Genomic DNA, 17,691 nt, shown 5'->3' with positions numbered 1-17,691 from the left:
GCCATGGCAAAGTGGCGAGGATTAGTTTTTGGATTGGCGGCTGTGGCCGCTGGTGCTGGAGTGGCACAGCAAGCCGTCAAGCTTGGACCGGATACGACGGTTGCAAAGCCGGTAGCGGTGGCAGCCGCGCCCGGCGCGACGCCGGTCACTCCGGCGGTTGCCGGTGCCCATGAGCTCAGCAAGACGGACGTCGACGCATGGCTCGATGGCTACATGCCTTATGCTCTTGCGCGCGGCGACATCGCCGGTGCGGTCGTCGTGGTCGTCAAGGATGGCCAGGTCCTGACCCAGCGCGGCTTCGGCTTCTCCGACGTCGACAAGCGCACGCCGGTTGATCCCGCCACAACTCTTTTCCGCCCCGGTTCCATCTCGAAGCTGTTCACCTGGACGGCGGTGATGCAGCAGGTCGAGCAGGGCAAGATCGATCTCGATGCGGACGTAAACACCTACCTCGATTTCAAGATTCCTGCCCGCAACGGCAAGCCGGTCACGATGCGCAACATCATGACTCACACGGCCGGCTTCGAGGAAACCGTTCGCCACCTCATCCATGATGACACCAGCCCGGTATTCCCGCTGGACAAATTCGTGAAGGAAAGCCTGCCGAACCGCGCGTTCGATGCCGGCACGACGCCAGCCTATTCCAACTATGCGACGGCGCTGGCCGGCTACATCGTGGAACGTACGTCGGGTCAGTCGTTCGACGATTATGTCGACCAGCACATCTTCAAGCCGCTGAGCATGCAGCATTCCAGCTTCCGCCAGCCGCTTCCGAAGAACCTGCAGCCGTTCATGTCAAAGGGCTATCACGGTGCATCGTCGCCGAAGGCGGAGCGGTTTGAAATCGTGGACCCGGCTCCTGCGGGCAGTCTGGCGGCTTCGGGCGCGGACATGGGCAAGTTCATGATCGCGCACCTCAACAATGGTGCGGGCCTGTTGAAGCCTGAAACCGCCAAGCTGATGCATGAGTATCGCTACGACGTGATCCCGGGCCTCAATCGCATGGCGCTTGGCTTCTACGAGCAGGGCATCAACGGCCATCGTGGTTTGGCGCATGGCGGCGATACCAGCCTGTTCCACTCCGACCTGACCCTGTTCGTCGACGACAATGTCGGTCTCTATGTGTCGGTCAACAGTGCCGGTGGCGAAGGCGCGCCGCGTGCTTTGCGTGAGCGTCTGTTCGACGAATTCGGTAATCGCTACTTTGCGGCCACCCCCGTTACGACCAAGGTCGACGACGCGACCGCCAAGAAGCATGTCCAGGAAATCGCCGGCACCTATTTCAACAGCCGCGGTATGCGTTCCAATTTCCTGCACATCCTTGACCTCATCAGCCCGATCTCGATCGGACCGGATGAGAACGGCAAGCTGTCGGCCCCGATGGTCACCAACACCGGCAACAAGTCGCGTCGCTGGGTCGAGATCGAGCCCTATGTCTGGAAGGACGTCGACAGCGGCGAAAAGCTCGCTGCCAAGGTCGAGAATGGCAAGGTTACGCGCTGGAGCTTCGACACCGTCTCGCCGTTCATGGTCTTCGACCGCGTGCCCTGGTACAAGAATCCGTCGTGGCTTGCGCCGGCCTTCTTCGTGTCGCTCGGCCTGCTGCTGCTCGGCGCCCTGTCCTGGCCCGCCGGAGCAATCACTCGGAAGCGTTACAAGCTCGCGCAGACACTTCAGGGCAGCCGCCTTCGCAACCAGCGCCTCTGGCTTGGTTCGCAGTGGCTGGTGCTGGCGACCATCGCCGGATGGCTGACCTTTGTCTCGGTCGGCTTCTCGAGCCTGGAGCTGCTTGGCGGACCGCTTGATCCGTTGCTGATCGCCCTGCAGATCCTGACTCCGATCGCGTTCGTCGGACTGGTGCTCTTCTCAGGCTGGAACCTTCGCCAGGCTTTGGTTGAGAAGCGTGGCTGGTTCTCGAAGACCTGGGCGGTGGTGATGCTGCTTGCTTCGGCAATCCTGCTGTGGGTCGTCCTGGCGTTCCACGTCATCAGCTTCGGGACGAACTACTGATGGCACGGCTGGAGTTGGACGTAACTGTCGAGACGTTGCGGCTGGCCCAGCCGTTCCGGATCTCGGGTCATGTGTTCACTGGATCGGATGTCGTCGTGGTTACCCTCCGCGATGGCGACCTTCAGGGCAGGGGAGAGGGGGGCGGCGTTTATTATCTCAACGATGACGTCCCCCATATGCTCTACACGATCGGTGCCGCCCGGTCCGCGATCGAGGCGGGCCTGACACGGGAGGAGCTGCGTTCGATCATGCCTCCCGGCGGCGGCCGCAACGCAGTCGATTGCGCATTGTGGGAACTGGAAGCCGCGCGGGCCGGGAAGCCCGTGTGGCAGCTTGCCGGGCAGTCCGAACCCAAGCCGCTTCGGACTACCTTCACCCTTGGGGCTGATGACCCGGAGGTGATGGCGGCGGGCGCGATCGGCTATGCCGGCGCCAAGTCGATCAAGGTCAAGCTGACCGGCGAACTGGATCTCGACATCGCTCGTGTCGAAGCAATCCGCGCGGCCCGGCCGGATGTCTGGCTTGGCGTCGACGGGAACCAGGGCTTTGTCCGCGACGATCTGGATCGGCTCATCGAGGCATTGCAGGAACAGAATGTTTCGCTGCTCGAGCAACCGCTCGCGCGGGGCAAGGAATCCGACCTGTACGGCTATAAATCGCCGATCCCGATTGCCGGGGACGAGAGCCTGCTTTCGCTGGGCGATGTGGCCGGCGCGGTCGGTTGCTTCGACGTCGTCAACATCAAGCTCGACAAGTGCGGCGGCCTTACCGAAGGCCTTCTGATGGCAGAGGAGGCGCGCCGCCTAGGCCTTGGCGTCATGGTCGGAAACATGGTGGGATCCAGCCTCGCAATGGCCCCGGCGTTCGTTCTCGGGCAGGGCTGCGACATCGTCGATCTCGACGGCCCGACGTTCCTTGCAGAGGACCGGAAGCCAAGCGTCGTCTACGAAGGCGGAAACGTCACTGCCGGGCCGGAAGTATGGGGCTCGGGCCAGGTGACTGTCGCATGAGCCAGGAGCCGACCTGGTTCGGGCAGCCGCGCGGCCTCACCGTCCTGTTCCTCACCAATATGTGGGAGCAATTCTCCTACTTCGGGATGAGGGCGCTGCTGGTCTATTACATGACCAAGCAGCTGCTGATCGGGCAGGCGCAGTCGTCTTTCATCTACGGCTCTTACACCGCACTTGCATATTTCACGCCGATCGTCGGCGGCGTCATTGCCGATCGCTATCTCGGCAAGCGCAAGGCCGTGATCATCGGCGCCAGCATCATGGCGCTGGGTCATTTCATGATGGCGTTCGAGGCGCTGTTCTTTTTCGCGCTGGCAGCCATCGCACTGGGTAACGGCCTGTTCCTGCCGAGCCTGCCGAGCCAGGTCGGCGACTTGTACAAGCGCGACGATCCCCGCCGCGGCTGGGCGTTCAACATCTACTATGTCGGGATCAACATCGGCGGGTTCCTGGCGCCGCTGATCTGCGGCACGCTTGGGGAAGTCTACGGCTGGCATTACGGCTTTGGCGCGGCTGGTGTCGGCATGGTCGCCGGGCTTTTGATCTATCTCGCGGGCCAGAAGCATTTGCCGCAGGAACAACCGCGCCAGGTCGCCGCCAATGACGACGTCCGCAAGGGCTTCGATCGACATACCATCCTGCTCCTGCTGGGCATCGGACTTTCGGTCACGGTGTTCCGCGCCGCGTATGAGCAGATTGGGAATACGGTCGCGCTGTGGGCCGACAGCGGCGTCGATCGCGCTGCCGGTGCCTTTCAGATCCCGATGACCTGGTTCCAGTCACTGAATCCGCTGTTCGTGATGCTGTTGACGCCGCCGCTGCTCGCCTACTGGCGCCGTCACGCCCACAAGGAGACCCAAGGTTCGCTAGTACGCCGAATGGCACTCGGTTCGCTGATTGTCGGATCGGCTTATCTGCTGCTCGCCGGCGTCACAGCCGCCAGCGGTGCCGCATTGACTGGCTGGGTTTGGCTCGCGCTGTTCTTCCTGGTTCTGACCTTCGGCGAGCTGTTCATCCTGCCGACCGGCCTGGGACTGTTCGCCCGGCTGGCTCCGCCGCACCTTGGAGCGACCACGGTGGCGTCCTGGTTCCTGGTCATTTTCTCGGGAAGCCTGACCGCCGGACTCGTCGGCACATTGTGGAGCAGCTTCGAGCCGTCGAGCTACTTCCTGCTCCTCGCGGCAATTGCCGCTGTTGCGGCGATCCTGTTGCGCGGAATCAGCACCGTGGCGGATCCAGCATCCAAATAGCGAGAATCCTTACCGAATCTGATTGACAATTTTCCAATCAGGACAATAGTGTCCTTATCAAGATTAATGCGGCGCGAGAAAGCGCCGGGGCGCAAAGCAGGCATTAGACCGCAATGGCGCCGTGCTTGGGGAGAGAGAATATGGTCAACGTCCGCACTGCATTGCTGCTGTCGTCAGGGTTTGCTGCACTATTTGCGAACGCGTCGGCGTTTGCACAGGAGATCGCCGCCGAAGCGGCGGTCACCGAAGCCAGTGCCGCTCAGGACAACGAAAATCAGATCATCGTTGTTACTGCGCAAAAGCGCGAGGAAAAGATCCTCGATATTCCCCAGTCGGTAACGGTGGTCGGCGGTGACACCCTTGAGCGTCAGAACGCAACGACGTTTGAACAATATGCCAATCTCGTCCCGAGTCTCAGCCTGAATGAGACCGATCCTGGTCAATCGCGCATTTCATTGCGCGGCGTGAACACTGGCGGCATCGCCTCGACCGTTGCCGTGTATGTCGACGAAATTCCGTTCGGTTCGAGCAGCGGCCTGCTCAATGGCGGCGTGCTGGCTAGCGACTTCGATACGTTCGATGTCAACCGTCTCGAAGTGCTGCGGGGACCGCAAGGCACTCTCTATGGTGCGAGCTCCCTGGGCGGACTGATCAAGTTCGTCACCAACGAGCCGAAGCTCGGAGTATTCGATGCCCGAGCGCGCGCCGGCGTCGAGTTCGTCGATGAAGGCGATGTCGGATATAATTTCAACGCAATGTTCAACGCGCCGCTCGGCGACAAGGCCGCGTTCCGCGCATCGGGTTTCTACCGCAGGAACGGTGGTTACATCGATGCAGTACCAAATCAATTCCCGAACAGCGTCTTTGTCGACCTGGGAATCCTGGATCCGCTGGGTACGTCCAAGGAACTCAACAATTTCAATGACAGCGACGTATGGGGCGGGCGTGGATCCGTGCTTTTCGAACCGAACGATCAGTTGAAGATCCGGTTGACGGCTATCGCGCAGAAAATTGAAACGGACGGTTTAAGCGACGTCGAGGTCGAACCGGAAACCTACAAGCCCCTGCATGATGACTGGACGCAGACCGTCATCATACCTGAGTCCACCTCGGTCAAATATCGCATCTACAATGCGACGATCGACTATGATCTGGGTTTCGCAACCCTAACGTCGGCAACGGCATTCGCGCGCAACAAGTTCAAGTCGCGCCAGGATGCTACTTTGCCGTTCGGGATGTTGTTTAATGCGCTCTACGGCCCCTATTCATTCCTGCTTGGCATTCCGCCAGTTACGACCTCGCCGATCGGCGTGCCGATCGACGCAGGATTCCGCCTCAAGAAATTCACTCAGGAAGTGCGGCTGGCCTCGCCGTCGAACGAGACGTTCGAGTGGCTCGCCGGCGCTTACTACACGAAGGAAGATGGCCTCGTCACCAATCTGATCGAAGCTGTCGATCTCAATACCGGTAATGCGTTCACCGATCCGTTCCTTGCTCAGCTGTTCACCGCGGAGCTTGGGTCCAAATACAAGGAACTGGCAGGTTTCGCCAACGCGACCTGGCATGCGACGGACCGCTTCGACATTACCGCTGGCGGACGCCTGAGCAGGAACAAGCAGTCTGCCCAGCAGGACGTGGGTGGAAACTTCTCCGCGTTGCAGTTTGGCTGCCCGACACCAGACACGGGCTGTTCGCTTCCTCGCGCCGAATCCGACGAGACAGTTTTCACTTACTCGATTTCACCGCGCTTCGAGATCAATGACCAGACCGCCGTCTATGCACGTGTGGCCAAGGGTTATCGCCCAGGCGGTCCTAACGTCATTCCGTTGGGGGCGCCCGAAGGCTTTCCGCCAAATTACGATGCTGACACGCTCACCAGCTACGAGCTCGGCCTGAAGGCCGATCTGGATTCACATGTGTCGGTGGATCTCGCAGCCTTCTACAATGACTGGAACGATATCCAGGTGATCGGCGTCACGCCGGCGGGCGACGACTTTAATGCCAATGGCGGCACTGCCAGGAGCATGGGCATTGAAGGAACGATTAGCGCGCGGCCGGTTCGTGGCCTCAACCTTTCGGTCAACGGTGCCTATATCGACGCCGAACTGACCGAAGATACGCCACCGATCACTGGCGGATTCGACGGCGACCAGCTTCCCTGGACGCCGAAGTTCAGCTTCTCGGTCAATGCCGATTATGACTGGGCACTATCGAGCAACATCCAGGCATTTGTTGGCGGCAGCCTTCGCTACGTCGGCAAGCAAAAGGGTAATATCAACAATGGCGAATTCGTTGGCCCTGGTGGCGACCTGAACGATCCCGACAACTTCGTGTTCACTCCACAGGACAAGATTCCGGACTACGCCACGCTCAATTTGCGAGCGGGGGCTGAGTTCGGGCACTTCAGCCTCGAAGCATTTGTCCGGAATGTCACCAACTCGCATGGCGTGACCTCGACAACGAGCTTTACCAACGCAGAGCTTGGCGGCAACGCCATACCGGGCGACGGAATCCTTGTCGGATTTACCCAGCCGCGAACGTTCGGACTCACACTGACGGCAGGCCTCTAATCCAATGGGTGGCACTGCCGATTCAGTAGACCGATCGACCGTGCACGCGTCGCACCAGGCAAGCCCACTCGGCCCGTATCTGCTCTTCCTGGGCGATACGGTCGAGCCGGGCTATGCCAAGACCGCGTTCGGGCTCCGCGATTGGGCGCCCGAACGGTGCATCGGCGAGCTCGTCCTGCCCGGTGGTACAGTATCGACCGGGCTGGAACGGCTCAGTTCCGAAGAGGCCCATGCCAAGGGCGCGCGCGCGCTGCTGATCGGCGTTGCCAGCCCCGGCGGGGTAATTCCGCCGCAATGGCTTCCGGCAATGCTCGACGCGCTGCGATCCGGCCTCGACATTGTCTCGGGAATGCATTCGAGGCTTTCCGACATCCCGGAGCTGGCGTTCGCGGCCGAGGCTCATGGACGGAGGCTTGTCGATGTCCGAGTACCGCCGGCGAATATCCCGATCGGCACGGGCGCGAAGCGCAGCGGGAAGCGGTTGCTGACCGTCGGTACGGATTGCGCCTTGGGCAAGAAATATACCGCCTTGTCCGTAACACGCGGGCTGCAGGCCCGGGGCCTGGACGCGACCTTCCGGGCGACCGGCCAGACCGGCATCATGATCGCCGGCGCCGGAATTCCGATCGACGCGGTCGTATCCGACTTCCTTGCCGGCGCCGCGGAGACACTCTCGCCTGCGGCCGATGAAAATCACATCGATGTCATCGAAGGGCAGGGAAGCCTGTTCCATCCGGGTTATGCGGCGGTGTCGCTCGGCCTGCTTCACGGCAGCCAGCCCGACATGTTCATCGTTTGCCATGAACCGGGGCGAACCCATGTGCTGGGCTATCCGGACGTCAGGCTGCCGACGATCGAGGAAGTGATTTTGCAGACGGTCGCGCTGGGCAAGCTCACCAATCCCGCCATTCGGTGCGTCGGCGTCAGCGTCAATACGGCGAGCTACACCGACGAACAGGCTCAGCGCCTGATCGCCGCCGAAAGCGACCGGCTCGGTCTGCCGGTCGCGGATCCGCTTCGCGGCGGACCGGCGTTTGACCAGCTACTCGACCGCTGTCAGGGCTAAGCAAATGGACGTATCGCAGCCAAACGGTCCGTCCCGGTTTCAACGCTATCTGCTGCCCGGCTTCGCCTTCAAGGCGGTGGTGATCGGCGGCGGCTACGCAACCGGACGAGAGCTGGCGGAATTCTTCCTGCCGAGCGGCGCATGGGGCGGCGTCGCGGCAATGACATTGTCGATGATGCTCTTCAGCCTTTGCTGTGTCGTCACCTTCCTCTTCGCCCGCCAGTTCGGCGCCCGCGATTATGTGACCTTCTTCAAGCAGCTTCTCGGCCCCGGCTGGATGCTGTTCGAAGGCGCCTACATCCTTTTCATCGTCCTGATCCTGGCCGTTTACGGCGCAGCCGCGGGGGCGATCGGGACGGCGGTCTTCGGCCTAAATGAAATATGGGGCACGATCGCACTCGGGCTTTCGATCATCGGTATCGTGACCTTCGGCAACGCCTCCGTGGAGCGCATGTTCGCCTACGTCTCCTACCTGCTCTATGCGGTCTATGCGCTGTTCGTCGTCCTCGGCTTCAGCCGTTTCGGAAATGAAATACAGGCCGCCTTCGCGAACGGCAGCATTGGCGGCAGCTGGGCGGCGGGCGGCACGGTCTATGCCGGCTACAACCTCATCGGCGCTGTCGTGATCCTGCCGGTGATGAGGCACCTAACGAGCAATCGGGACGCGGTCATCGCAGGCTTGCTCTCGGGCCCATTGGCGATGCTTCCTGGCGCGCTGTTCTTCATCTGCATGGTCGCGTTCCTGCCCGACATTGCGTCGGCGACCTTGCCGTCGGACTTCATGCTGCAGCGGCTGGAAATGCCGCTGTTCCATCTGCTCTTCCAGCTGATGATCTTCTCGGCCCTGCTCGAAAGCGGCGCCAGCTCGGTCCATGCGATCAACGAACGCATCGCCAAGGCCGTGCGCATCCGGCGCGGCAGCGAGCTCAGCCATCGCGCGCGTCTTGTCATCGCGTTGGCGCTGCTCATTTTCTGCATGTTCCTCGCCGACCGCTTCGGCCTCGTTGCGCTGATCGCCACCGGCTATCGCGCGCTCGCCTACATCCTGCTCGCCGTATTCGTCCTGCCGCTCATGACCTTTGGCGTCTGGCGGCTGTGGAAAAACCAAAAGACATCCGTGGAGGCACAATGAAACTTCGCCATTCGGTCGCGCTGATCGCGCTCGCTGCATCTTGCCCGTCGCTCGCGGCGCCGCCCGCCAATTTCGACCAGCGCGTGGAATCGCTTCGCGTGGCTTCGGAAACGCCGGGCATGGCGATCGCCATCGTCGAGAATGGCGAAACGGTGCTGGCCAAGGGTTATGGCGTTCGCAAGATCGGTACCAACGTTCCGGTCGATGCCGACACCATCTTCATGACCGGATCGACCGGCAAGGCCGTGACGGTTGCGGCCCTCGCAACGCTGGTGGATGCCGGAAAGCTGGGTTGGAACGACAAGATCGTCGACCGCCTGCCTGGCTTCCAGATGTATGACAGCTGGGTCACCCGCGAGATGACAGTGCGCGACCTGCTTACGCATCGCAGCGGCCTCGGCCTCGGTGCGGGCGACCTGATGTTCGTCCCGCGCAGCAAGCGCACCCGCGCGCAGATGCTGGAAGGCCTGAAGCACATCAAGCCGGCCACCAGCTTCCGCAGCGGCTACGCCTACGACAACATCCTTTACACAGTCGCAGGCGCCCTCATTGAAGCCGTCAGCGGCCAGACCTACGAAAGCTATCTCCGCGATAATGTCTACAAGCCGGCCGGCCTGCTGACCGCGACCAGCGACGAGCCAAGCCGTCTCGGCACCGTCAATCGCGCTTATCCGCACGGCCGTATCGGCGGTCCGGTCCGCGGCCTGGCGCCGCAGCAGCTGCTCGACGAAACCGATCAGCTGGGCGCCGCATCGACCCCGGCGGGCCTGCTGGCGATGAGCGCGAACGATCTCGCCAAGTGGCTCAAGATCCAGCTGTCGCGCGGCAAGACGGAAAATGGCGGCCGCCTGTTCAGCGAGGCATCTTCGGCGGCCATGTGGAACCCGGAGACGATCGAGCCCATCGGCAACCAGCCTCCGGGCTTCGAAGCCAACAAGCCGATGTTCCGCGCCTATGCCTTGGGCTGGGAAGTTTCCGAATATGGCGGCGCCAAGATCATTTCCCACTCGGGCGGCGTGTTCGGCTTCATCACCATGGTCGTGCTGATCCCCGAAAAGAATGTCGGCTTCGCGATCACGATGAATGCCGAGGAAGGCGCGGTCCGTCGCGGCCTCACCAACGAGCTGCTTGATCATTACCTTGGCCGGCCGTTCGTCGATTGGCCGGCGAAGTACAAGACCCTGCTCAGCACGATGTTGAACAATGCCAAGACCGCGGTGGAAGCCAAGGCTTCCACGCCCGCCAAGATCGGGCCGTCGCTATCGCTCGACCGTTATGCCGGTCAGTACAAGGACCCCTGGTACGGCAAGATCACGGTTTCGCAGGGCAAGTCGGGCCTCGGCATCAACTTCGACGAAACGCCGCGGATGAGCGGGCCGCTGGAACATTACCAGTATGACACCTTCATCGCTCGCTTCGAGGATAAGGGTATCGAGCCGGCCTATGTTACCTTCGGTCTCGACGCGGAAGGCAAGGTCGACAAGATCACGATGAAGGCGGTCTCGCCCACGGCGGACTTCAGCTTCGACTATCAGGATCTGAATTTCACTCCGGTCGCATCGGCTGCTCGCTGATCCGGTCAAATATAGGGGAGGCTGCCATGGCGTGGCGTACAGGTGTTGCATCGGCCGCGTTGGCAGCCGCCCTTTTAACGACAGGCTCGGCGCAAGGCGCGGAAACGCCCAGCTATGACCTGCTGATCCGCAACGGCATCATCTATGATGGCAGCGGCGGGGAGCCCTATGCCGGCGACATCGGCATCAAGGGCGACAAGATCGTCTACGCGGGGCCGTCTCGCGCCGCGACGGCCACGAATACCGTCGACGCCAAGGGCCTCGCCGTCGCGCCAGGCTTCATCAACATGCTCAGCTGGGCGACGGAATCCCTGCTCGTCGATGGACTTGGGCAGAGCGACCTTCGCCAGGGCGTCACGTTAGAAGTGATGGGCGAGGGCTGGTCGATGGGCCCGCTCAACGACCGGATGAAGAAGGAAGCGGTCGACCAGCAGGGCGACTTCAAGTTTCCGATCGAGTGGACGACGCTTGGCGAATATCTGAGCCTGGTCGAGAAGCGCGGGACGTCGATGAACGTCGCCTCCTATGTCGGGGCCACAACCGTCCGCCAGCATGAGCTGGGCGATGCCGACGTCGATCCGACGCCGGAGCAGCTGACGCGGATGCGGGCTCTGGTCCGCCAGGCGATGGAAGAGGGCGCACTAGGCGTCGGCACATCGCTCATCTACCCGCCCGCCGCCTTTGCCGAGACGGATGAGCTGGTCGCGCTGACCACCGAAGCCGCGCAATGCGGCGGAAGCTACATCAGCCACATGCGATCGGAAGGCGACCGCCTCCTTGAGAGCATCGACGAGCTGATCGAGATCTCGCGGCGTTCGGGAGCGCCTGCGGAGATCTACCACCTGAAGCAGGTGGGCCGCGCCAACTGGGACAAGATCGACGCGGCGATCGCCAAGGTCGAGGCCGCGCGTGCCCAGGGCCTCAAGATCAGCGCCGACATGTACACCTACACGGCCGGCGGCACCGGCCTTGCCGCTTCCATGCCGCCCTGGGTGCAGGACGGCGGTACCGAAGCCATGCTGAAGCGGCTGAGGGACCCGGCAACGGTCGAGCGCATCAAGCAGGAAATGGTGAAGCCCGGCAGCAACTGGGAAAACCTCTATAATCACGCGGGTCCGGACGGCGTCCTTATCGCCAGCATGACGGAACCGTCGCTGAAGCCCCTGATGGGCAAGACGGTCGCCCAGGTCGCGAAGGAACGCGGCGTCAGCGCCGAGCAAGCCGTCATCGACCTGGTGCTTGCGGACAAGGGCCGGTCGGGTGCGATCTACTTCCTGATGAACGAGGACAATGTGCGCCGTCAGGCCGCGATCCCCTGGGTCAGCTTCGGATCGGATGCCGAGGCATCGGCGCCGGAGGGCGTATTCCTGAAGAGCAGCACCCACCCACGCGCTTATGGCAATTTCGCCCGCTTCCTCGGCAAATATGTCCGCGACGAAAAGGTCGTGCCGCTGCAGGACGCCATTCGCCGCCTGACTTCATTGCCCGCAGGCAATCTCGGCCTGCGCGACCGCGGCCAGTTGAAGCCCGGACTGGTCGCCGACGTCGTGCTGTTCGATCCGAAGACGATCAGCGACCATTCGACCTTCGAAAAGCCGAGGCAGTATGCGACTGGTGTCCGCGACGTGTTCGTCAACGGTGTGCAGGTCCTGAAAGACGGCACACCGACCGGCGCCAAGCCCGGCCGTTTCGTCAAGGGAGCGGGTTGGACCGGCTGGCCGGACGGAGGAGCTTGCCGCAAGGCAGGCTGATCAGCCGCAAGCAGCCTTAATCACAAACGGAAACGGGCCGCTTTCGCGGCCCGTTTTTCGTTCGGCGGAACTCTAGATTTGGACGGATGGTGGAGCCGAGGGGGATCGAACCCCTGACCTTCGCAATGCCATTGCGACGCTCTCCCAGCTGAGCTACGGCCCCGTCCAATTCGTCGCGCCTTAAGGGAAGCATTCCCGTCTGCCAACGGGAAATTTTCCCTTCCGCGATCTTTCTTAGCCTTCTTCGTCCTCGTCGCCGGTAGCAACGCCGAGATCCTCGTCGCCGGTCGCCAGATCGACTTCCTCGTCGGCGCTGGGTTCTTCGTCTTCGTCGGGCACCAATTCTTCGGCAGCCAGATCGTCATCCTGCTTGACGGCCTGCTCAGGCTGAACAGCTTCGAACGGAAGCGGCTGCTTCGACTTCAGGACTGGCTCGGGCAGCCAGGCATTGCCGCAGTTGATGCAGGTGACCGGCTCATCCTTGGTCAGGTCGTAGAAGCGGGTCGAGCATTTGGGGCAAGTGCGCTTGGTGCCCCATTCGGGTTTGACCATTGGGTCATGTCTCCATGAAAGGTGGCGGGCGGAATTGGCCCGGCCGCAGTTGGCGGGCGCCTTGCCATAGCGCAAAGCCCCTGTCAAAGCGCCGCTGCATGCCTTCCGCCAGCCAACCCATCCTGATCGCCGTCGACGGCCCCGCAGCCAGCGGAAAGGGGACGATTGCGAGGGCGTTGGCGAAGCATTTCGGCCTGCCGCACATGGACACGGGCATGCTCTACCGCTCGGTTGCGCTGACGATGTTCCGCTTCGGCGGCGATCCGGCCAGCGAGTTTGAGGCCGTACGCGCTTGCGAAGGCGTCGCGCAGATCGACCCGACCGACCCTGAACTACGCAGTGAAGTCGTCGGATCGATCGCCAGCCGGATTTCGACCTATGCGGGGGTGAGGGCCGCCCTGCTCGAGCGCCAGCGCAATTTTGCGTCGCAGGCGCCAGGCGCGGTACTGGACGGGCGTGATATTGGGACTGTGGTGGCCCCGAACGCCACGGCCAAGCTGTTCGTCACTGCTTCTCCGGAAGTTCGCGCCCGCCGGCGCGCTGCGGAACTGCTGGCGCGCGGCATGCCGGCGCATCTCGAAGATGTGCTGATCGATATCCGCGCACGCGACGATCGCGACACCCATCGAGATGCCGCTCCCTTGGTACAGGCGGCGGATGCGGACCTGCTCGACACCAGCGACATGGAAATCGACGAGGCGATCGCCGCGGCGATCGAGCTGGTCGAACGGAAGATCGCGGCGCTGGCCTAAAGCCAGCCGAGCTTGCGGAAGCGCCGGTAGAGCAGGGCGCAGATCAGCAAGATAACCGCGACGACGATGAAATAGCCGTATCGAGCGTGAAGCTCCGGCATATTATCGAAATTCATTCCGTAAATACCGGCGATTGCGGTCGGCACGGCGAGGATAGCGGCCCATGCGGCGAGCTGCTTGGTAATCGTCCCCTGCCGCTGCTGTTCGAGCAGCGAGCTCAATTCGAACACGCTGGTCAGCACTTCGCGAAGGCCATCCACCCTCGTTTGCACGCGCCGGACGTGGTCCTGAACGTCGCGGAAATAGTGGCGGGCTTCGGTATCGATGCAGGGCAGGTCCTGCCGCGCCAGCTTCTGGGCGACTTCGCCCATCGGGCCGAGGACGCGCTGGAAGCGGATCAGTTCGCGGCGGACGGTGAAGATGCGATTGACTTCCCCCCGTCCCAGGAAGCTGTCGACCGCCTTCGTTTCCATTTCGAGAACTTCTTCCTCAAGGTCCTCGATCAGGGGGAGGTAGCCATCGACGATATAGTCGAGGATCGCGTGGAGCAGATAGTCCACGCCATGCATGAGAAGGCGCGGCGACTTCTCAAGCTGTTCGCGGAGCGCGGTATGCGCACGGGTTGACCCATGCCGGACGCTGATGATGTGGCTGTGGCCGACAAAGATGGCGGTTTCGCCATAGTCGATATGGTCGTCCATCAGGTGGGCGGTTCGGGCGACGATGAACAGCTGGTCGTCATAGACGTCGATCTTGGGAAGCTGGTTCGCCTTGAGCGCATCTTCGACCGCCAAAGGGTGAAGCTCGTAATTATTGGCGAGCGAATGCATTTCCTCTTCGGTCGGGTCGGCGATGCCGATCCAGACAAACTCGCTCTTGTCGTCGCGGCAGTCGATTCTCTCGTCGATCGACACCTCGCGCACCCGGTGTCCGTCTCGATACAGATATGCGGCGACGACCGTCATGGCGCAGCTTGTAAGTGGAGTGCTGCCGGGTGGCTAGCCTTCCTTCTGTCGCAATTGGGCAAGCTTTCGTCTATTAACCATTTGTCAACCATTCGAGGAGCTAGGATGAACAGGGGCAGGATCTTAGGAGACCGGTGGTCAAGGTCATGAAACTGTTCGCATTCCTTGTCGCTGGAGCCTTCTTCGCTGCCCAGCCCGCGGTCGCAGCTTCGAAACCCGAGCTGGTTCCGCTTGAGCAGCAGCTCGCGGCACTCGCCAGCGCGCAGCCGACCGAACTTGGCTTTGCCGCCTACGACCTGGGCTCCAATTCCAGCATCTGCGTCAATTGCGAAGCCGCCTTTCCAATGGCCAGCACGGTCAAGATCGCGGTCGCGGCCGCCTATCTTTCGCAGGTCGATTTTGGCCGGCGATCACTGGACGACAGGATTGGAAGCCAAACGGCCGGCGACCTGATCCAGGCCATGCTGATCCACAGCGACAATATCGCGACCGATCGGCTGATCCGAAATCTCGGCGGGCCGGACGAAATCCATGGCTGGCTGAAGTTCCACGGCCTCAACAAGGGCATTCGGGTCGACCGGACCATTGCCGAGCTGTTGAGCGCGCGCCGCGACCTATGGGATGTGCGGGATTCCAGCACACCGATGGCGATGATCGAGCTGTTGAAGAAGCTTGAAACCGGCAATGTGCTGAAGCCAACCAGCCACGCCTATCTGCTAAACCTGATGGGCCGCTGCATGACGGGCAAGAACCGCATCCGCGGCCTCTTGCCGACGAGCGTCCGGGTCGAGAACAAGACGGGCACGTTGAACGGGCTGACCAGCGACGTCGGCTATATCCGGATGCCCGATGGCAGGAAGATCGCAGTAGCTTTCTTCGCCCGCGGTGGCACCGCCCGGCCCCGCGCCATCGCGGAAGCCGCCCGGGCCATCTACTACGGCTTTGCCGCTATCCCGACCTATCCGCGATATGCTGCGGCATCGGCCGGGCAGGAAACGGCGAACTAGCCTCGGAATAGGAAGGGCCCCCCGAACATCCGTCCGGGAGGCCTTTTTTTCATGCCAGTAAATGCAGCGGCCAATCTAGATGAAAAGGAAGTCACCGCTGTTCACATTACCCAGGCCGGCGAGCGAGATGTTATCCAGCTCCGTCACCAGAACTGCGCCACCTGCCACGCTTGGGTTCGCGTCATAATAAACGGCTGCATGGCCCAGAGCAGCATTGTACACGACAAACATCGCTCCCTGGCTCACCGCCTGAGAGTCGATATAGGCTTGCACAGCCGCCGTGTTTGCAAAGGAGGTCGTGCTGTTGATGAAAAGCTCGCCTGCATCGATGGTCGTATTGTTGTTTCCAACGCTGAACTCATTTGCCAAGCTACCAACGTCGATGTGAAGCTGGTCGACGGTAGTGGACGACGTGCCGGCTTCGAAATCCGTTACGTGGTTCGTCATCCCAGACCAGTTAGTCAAAATGAAGTCATCGCTCCCAGCATCACCGGTCATGACGTTATTGCCGCCCTTCGTATCGAGCTTGTCATCGGCCGCACCGCCAAAGACCCTGTCATCTCCGCCAGCGCCAATGATGACGATGCTTCCCGTGAAGCTGTCAGCGCCGTTCTTCAGATCGAAGTAGGAGGCCGCGTAGGTGTCGGCGGACAGGTTGATGGGGTCTGCGCCTCCAGTGACCTGTACAACATTGATGGTCACTGTTGCCGTATCTGTGCCTCCTGCATTTGTCAGTGTGTAGGTGAAGGGGGCCGGATTTGCGCTGCTGAGTGTGATTGTCTGCGTGGTTGCGTCGTAAGTTGCGGATTGCCCCGCAGCGATCGAGAACGTCGCGCCATTGAGGACATCATTTCCAAGGAATGACGACAGCGAGAATGTCGTCGGATTTGTGCCGCTCGAGATGTAGAGAACGTCATCGTTTGCTACCGGCGTTGGCGCCGCCTCGGCGGCTCCGTTGACGGTGACAGTCAATGTGTTGGGCGTGGTCGTGATGCTGTCGCTCACGCCAAAATGGAACACCAAGGTGTCGGTGTCGCCGGCGGGCATGCTGTTGAATAGCGCGAACCCGGCAGAGGTTAGCGCGAACGTCGAGCCGGACACCGTATAGTGGGTGCCAAGGGTCAAGGTCCGACCGTCCGACGTGGTCACGCTGGTATCGGCATTCACAACGTTTAGCGTCGTACCGGCATCGACGTCGGCAGCGCCAGACAGCAAGTTTTGGCTGAACGTTGGTCCATCTTCTCCCACGCTGCCTGTTAGCGCAGTAACCGTCGGCGCATCGTTGGTGCCGGTGATGGTGATGGTCAGGGTGGTGGTGCTGGTTGCGCCGAAATCGTCGACCATGGTGTAGGTGAACTGGTCCTGGACGACCTGGCCCTGGTAGAGGGCGTTGGTGTCGGCATCGGCGTTGTTGAGCGAGTAGCTGTAGCTGCCGTCTGCGTTGATGGTCACCGAGCCATAGGTGCCGCCGACCGCCGCGCCGACGTTGGTGCCCAAGCCGTTGACCGCGCTCACCAGCTTGGTCGCGCCGGTATCGACGTCGGTATCGTTGGTCAGCACATTGCCGGCCGCCAGAGCATCGCCGGCGATCACGCCGGCCTCGACCACCGGATCGGTAGCATTGGTATCGGCGACCGCCACCGGCGCATCGTTGGTGCCGGTGATGGTGATGACCACGTCGACAGTGTCGGTGAGGCCCTCATCGTCGGTGACGACGACGGAGTAGGTGAGCTCGATGGTGTCGCCCGACCCGAGCGCTTCGAGGTCGAGGCCTGAGGGATCATAGGTCCAGGCGCCGGCGGTGGTGATCGAGAAGGCTTCGCGGATGGCGTCGGCGTCGAGGCCCACCGGCAGCGCCGAGGGGGCTCCGCCGTCGGGGGTATAGACGAGGCCGACATCGGCCGCGGCGGTCGAGACGCTGGCGTCCGGCGTGTCGCCGGCATCGACGTCGCTAAAGACAATCTGGCCGGTGGCCGGCGTGTCCTGGGCCGGGGTCACGTCATCGACCGCGTTCTCGGTCGCCGCGCCGGCCAGGTCACTGGCGCCCTCGTC

General features: G+C 62.0%; 13 protein-coding genes and 1 tRNA gene. 10 read left to right on the top strand and 4 right to left on the bottom strand.

Annotated features, from left to right (window positions below):
* Positions 1 to 60 precede the first annotated feature (60 nt).
* The 8 genes from LZ496_RS12985 (at position 61) to LZ496_RS12950 (ending at position 12,363) form a co-directional block, all read left to right on the top strand.
* Positions 61 to 2,010: a serine hydrolase domain-containing protein gene (locus tag LZ496_RS12985; RefSeq protein WP_249905151.1), complete on the top strand. Its 1,950-nt coding sequence runs from the start codon at positions 61 to 63 to the stop codon at positions 2,008 to 2,010.
* On the top strand, positions 2,010 to 3,020 hold the full coding sequence (locus tag LZ496_RS12980) for a dipeptide epimerase (RefSeq protein WP_249905150.1): 1,011 nt from the start codon (positions 2,010 to 2,012) through the stop codon (positions 3,018 to 3,020). Before LZ496_RS12985 ends, LZ496_RS12980 begins: the two co-directional genes overlap by 1 nt.
* Positions 3,017 to 4,270: a peptide MFS transporter gene (locus tag LZ496_RS12975; protein WP_249905149.1), complete on the top strand. Its 1,254-nt coding sequence runs from the start codon at positions 3,017 to 3,019 to the stop codon at positions 4,268 to 4,270. The genes LZ496_RS12980 and LZ496_RS12975 overlap by 4 nt, the downstream gene beginning before the upstream one ends.
* A 140-nt stretch (positions 4,271 to 4,410) precedes the next feature.
* On the top strand, positions 4,411 to 6,840 hold the full coding sequence (locus LZ496_RS12970) for a TonB-dependent receptor (protein ID WP_249905148.1): 2,430 nt from the start codon (positions 4,411 to 4,413) through the stop codon (positions 6,838 to 6,840).
* Between the two features lie 4 nt (positions 6,841 to 6,844).
* Complete coding sequence (locus LZ496_RS12965) at positions 6,845 to 7,906, top strand: DUF1611 domain-containing protein (protein WP_249905147.1); 1,062 nt, start codon at positions 6,845 to 6,847, stop codon at positions 7,904 to 7,906.
* 4 nt (positions 7,907 to 7,910) lie between these two features.
* Positions 7,911 to 9,038 (top strand): YkvI family membrane protein, encoded by a 1,128-nt coding sequence (locus LZ496_RS12960; protein ID WP_249905146.1) that lies wholly within the window; start codon positions 7,911 to 7,913, stop codon positions 9,036 to 9,038.
* Complete coding sequence (locus tag LZ496_RS12955) at positions 9,035 to 10,612, top strand: serine hydrolase (RefSeq protein WP_249905145.1); 1,578 nt, start codon at positions 9,035 to 9,037, stop codon at positions 10,610 to 10,612. Before LZ496_RS12960 ends, LZ496_RS12955 begins: the two co-directional genes overlap by 4 nt.
* A gap of 26 nt (positions 10,613 to 10,638) precedes the next feature.
* Positions 10,639 to 12,363 (top strand): N-acyl-D-amino-acid deacylase family protein, encoded by a 1,725-nt coding sequence (locus tag LZ496_RS12950; protein WP_249905144.1) that lies wholly within the window; start codon positions 10,639 to 10,641, stop codon positions 12,361 to 12,363.
* An 87-nt stretch (positions 12,364 to 12,450) separates the two neighbouring features.
* On the opposite strand, the gene LZ496_RS12945 is transcribed toward LZ496_RS12950, so the two are convergent.
* Together LZ496_RS12945 and LZ496_RS12940 are read right to left on the bottom strand one after the other, a co-directional pair.
* Positions 12,451 to 12,526: transfer RNA gene (locus tag LZ496_RS12945), tRNA-Ala, on the bottom strand.
* A 71-nt stretch (positions 12,527 to 12,597) separates the two neighbouring features.
* Positions 12,598 to 12,915, bottom strand: coding sequence for an FYDLN acid domain-containing protein (locus tag LZ496_RS12940; protein WP_249905143.1), 318 nt, complete (start codon positions 12,913 to 12,915; stop codon positions 12,598 to 12,600).
* 119 nt (positions 12,916 to 13,034) lie between these two features.
* Here LZ496_RS12940 and LZ496_RS12935 point away from each other — a divergent pair, with 119 nt between their 5' ends.
* On the top strand, positions 13,035 to 13,667 hold the full coding sequence (locus tag LZ496_RS12935) for a (d)CMP kinase (RefSeq protein ID WP_249905314.1): 633 nt from the start codon (positions 13,035 to 13,037) through the stop codon (positions 13,665 to 13,667).
* Here the strand turns inward: LZ496_RS12935 and corA are convergent.
* Positions 13,664 to 14,632 carry a magnesium/cobalt transporter CorA gene (gene corA, locus LZ496_RS12930; RefSeq protein WP_249905142.1) on the bottom strand — a complete coding sequence of 323 codons (969 nt, stop codon included), beginning with the start codon at positions 14,630 to 14,632 and terminating at the stop codon, positions 13,664 to 13,666. The two genes, LZ496_RS12935 and corA, sit on opposite strands and share 4 nt — an antisense overlap.
* 134 nt (positions 14,633 to 14,766) lie before the next feature.
* On the opposite strand from corA, the gene LZ496_RS12925 reads away from it, so the two are divergent.
* Positions 14,767 to 15,639 (top strand): serine hydrolase, encoded by an 873-nt coding sequence (locus LZ496_RS12925; protein WP_249905141.1) that lies wholly within the window; start codon positions 14,767 to 14,769, stop codon positions 15,637 to 15,639.
* 75 nt (positions 15,640 to 15,714) lie between these two features.
* On the opposite strand, the gene LZ496_RS12920 is transcribed toward LZ496_RS12925, so the two are convergent.
* On the bottom strand, positions 15,715 to 17,691 hold a 1,977-nt coding region (locus LZ496_RS12920), incomplete at its 5' end, for a beta strand repeat-containing protein (RefSeq protein WP_249905140.1).

The sequence above is a fragment of the Sphingomonas caseinilytica genome, from assembly GCF_023516455.1.
Taxonomy (GTDB): domain Bacteria; phylum Pseudomonadota; class Alphaproteobacteria; order Sphingomonadales; family Sphingomonadaceae; genus Sphingomicrobium; species Sphingomicrobium caseinilyticum.
The sequence above is the reverse complement of the archived record's forward strand: the minus strand, read 5'-3'. Positions and strand labels throughout refer to the sequence as shown.

Coding starts and splice junctions, on each gene's coding strand:
- LZ496_RS12950 (WP_249905144.1), top strand. CDS start 10,639: ATGGCGTGGCGTACAGGTGTTGCATCGGCCGCGTTGGCAGCCGCCCTT.
- LZ496_RS12955 (WP_249905145.1), top strand. CDS start 9,035: ATGAAACTTCGCCATTCGGTCGCGCTGATCGCGCTCGCTGCATCTTGC.
- LZ496_RS12960 (WP_249905146.1), top strand. CDS start 7,911: ATGGACGTATCGCAGCCAAACGGTCCGTCCCGGTTTCAACGCTATCTG.
- LZ496_RS12940 (WP_249905143.1), bottom strand. CDS start 12,915: ATGGTCAAACCCGAATGGGGCACCAAGCGCACTTGCCCCAAATGCTCG.
- LZ496_RS12975 (WP_249905149.1), top strand. CDS start 3,017: ATGAGCCAGGAGCCGACCTGGTTCGGGCAGCCGCGCGGCCTCACCGTC.
- LZ496_RS12980 (WP_249905150.1), top strand. CDS start 2,010: ATGGCACGGCTGGAGTTGGACGTAACTGTCGAGACGTTGCGGCTGGCC.
- LZ496_RS12965 (WP_249905147.1), top strand. CDS start 6,845: ATGGGTGGCACTGCCGATTCAGTAGACCGATCGACCGTGCACGCGTCG.
- corA (WP_249905142.1), bottom strand. CDS start 14,632: ATGACGGTCGTCGCCGCATATCTGTATCGAGACGGACACCGGGTGCGC.
- LZ496_RS12970 (WP_249905148.1), top strand. CDS start 4,411: ATGGTCAACGTCCGCACTGCATTGCTGCTGTCGTCAGGGTTTGCTGCA.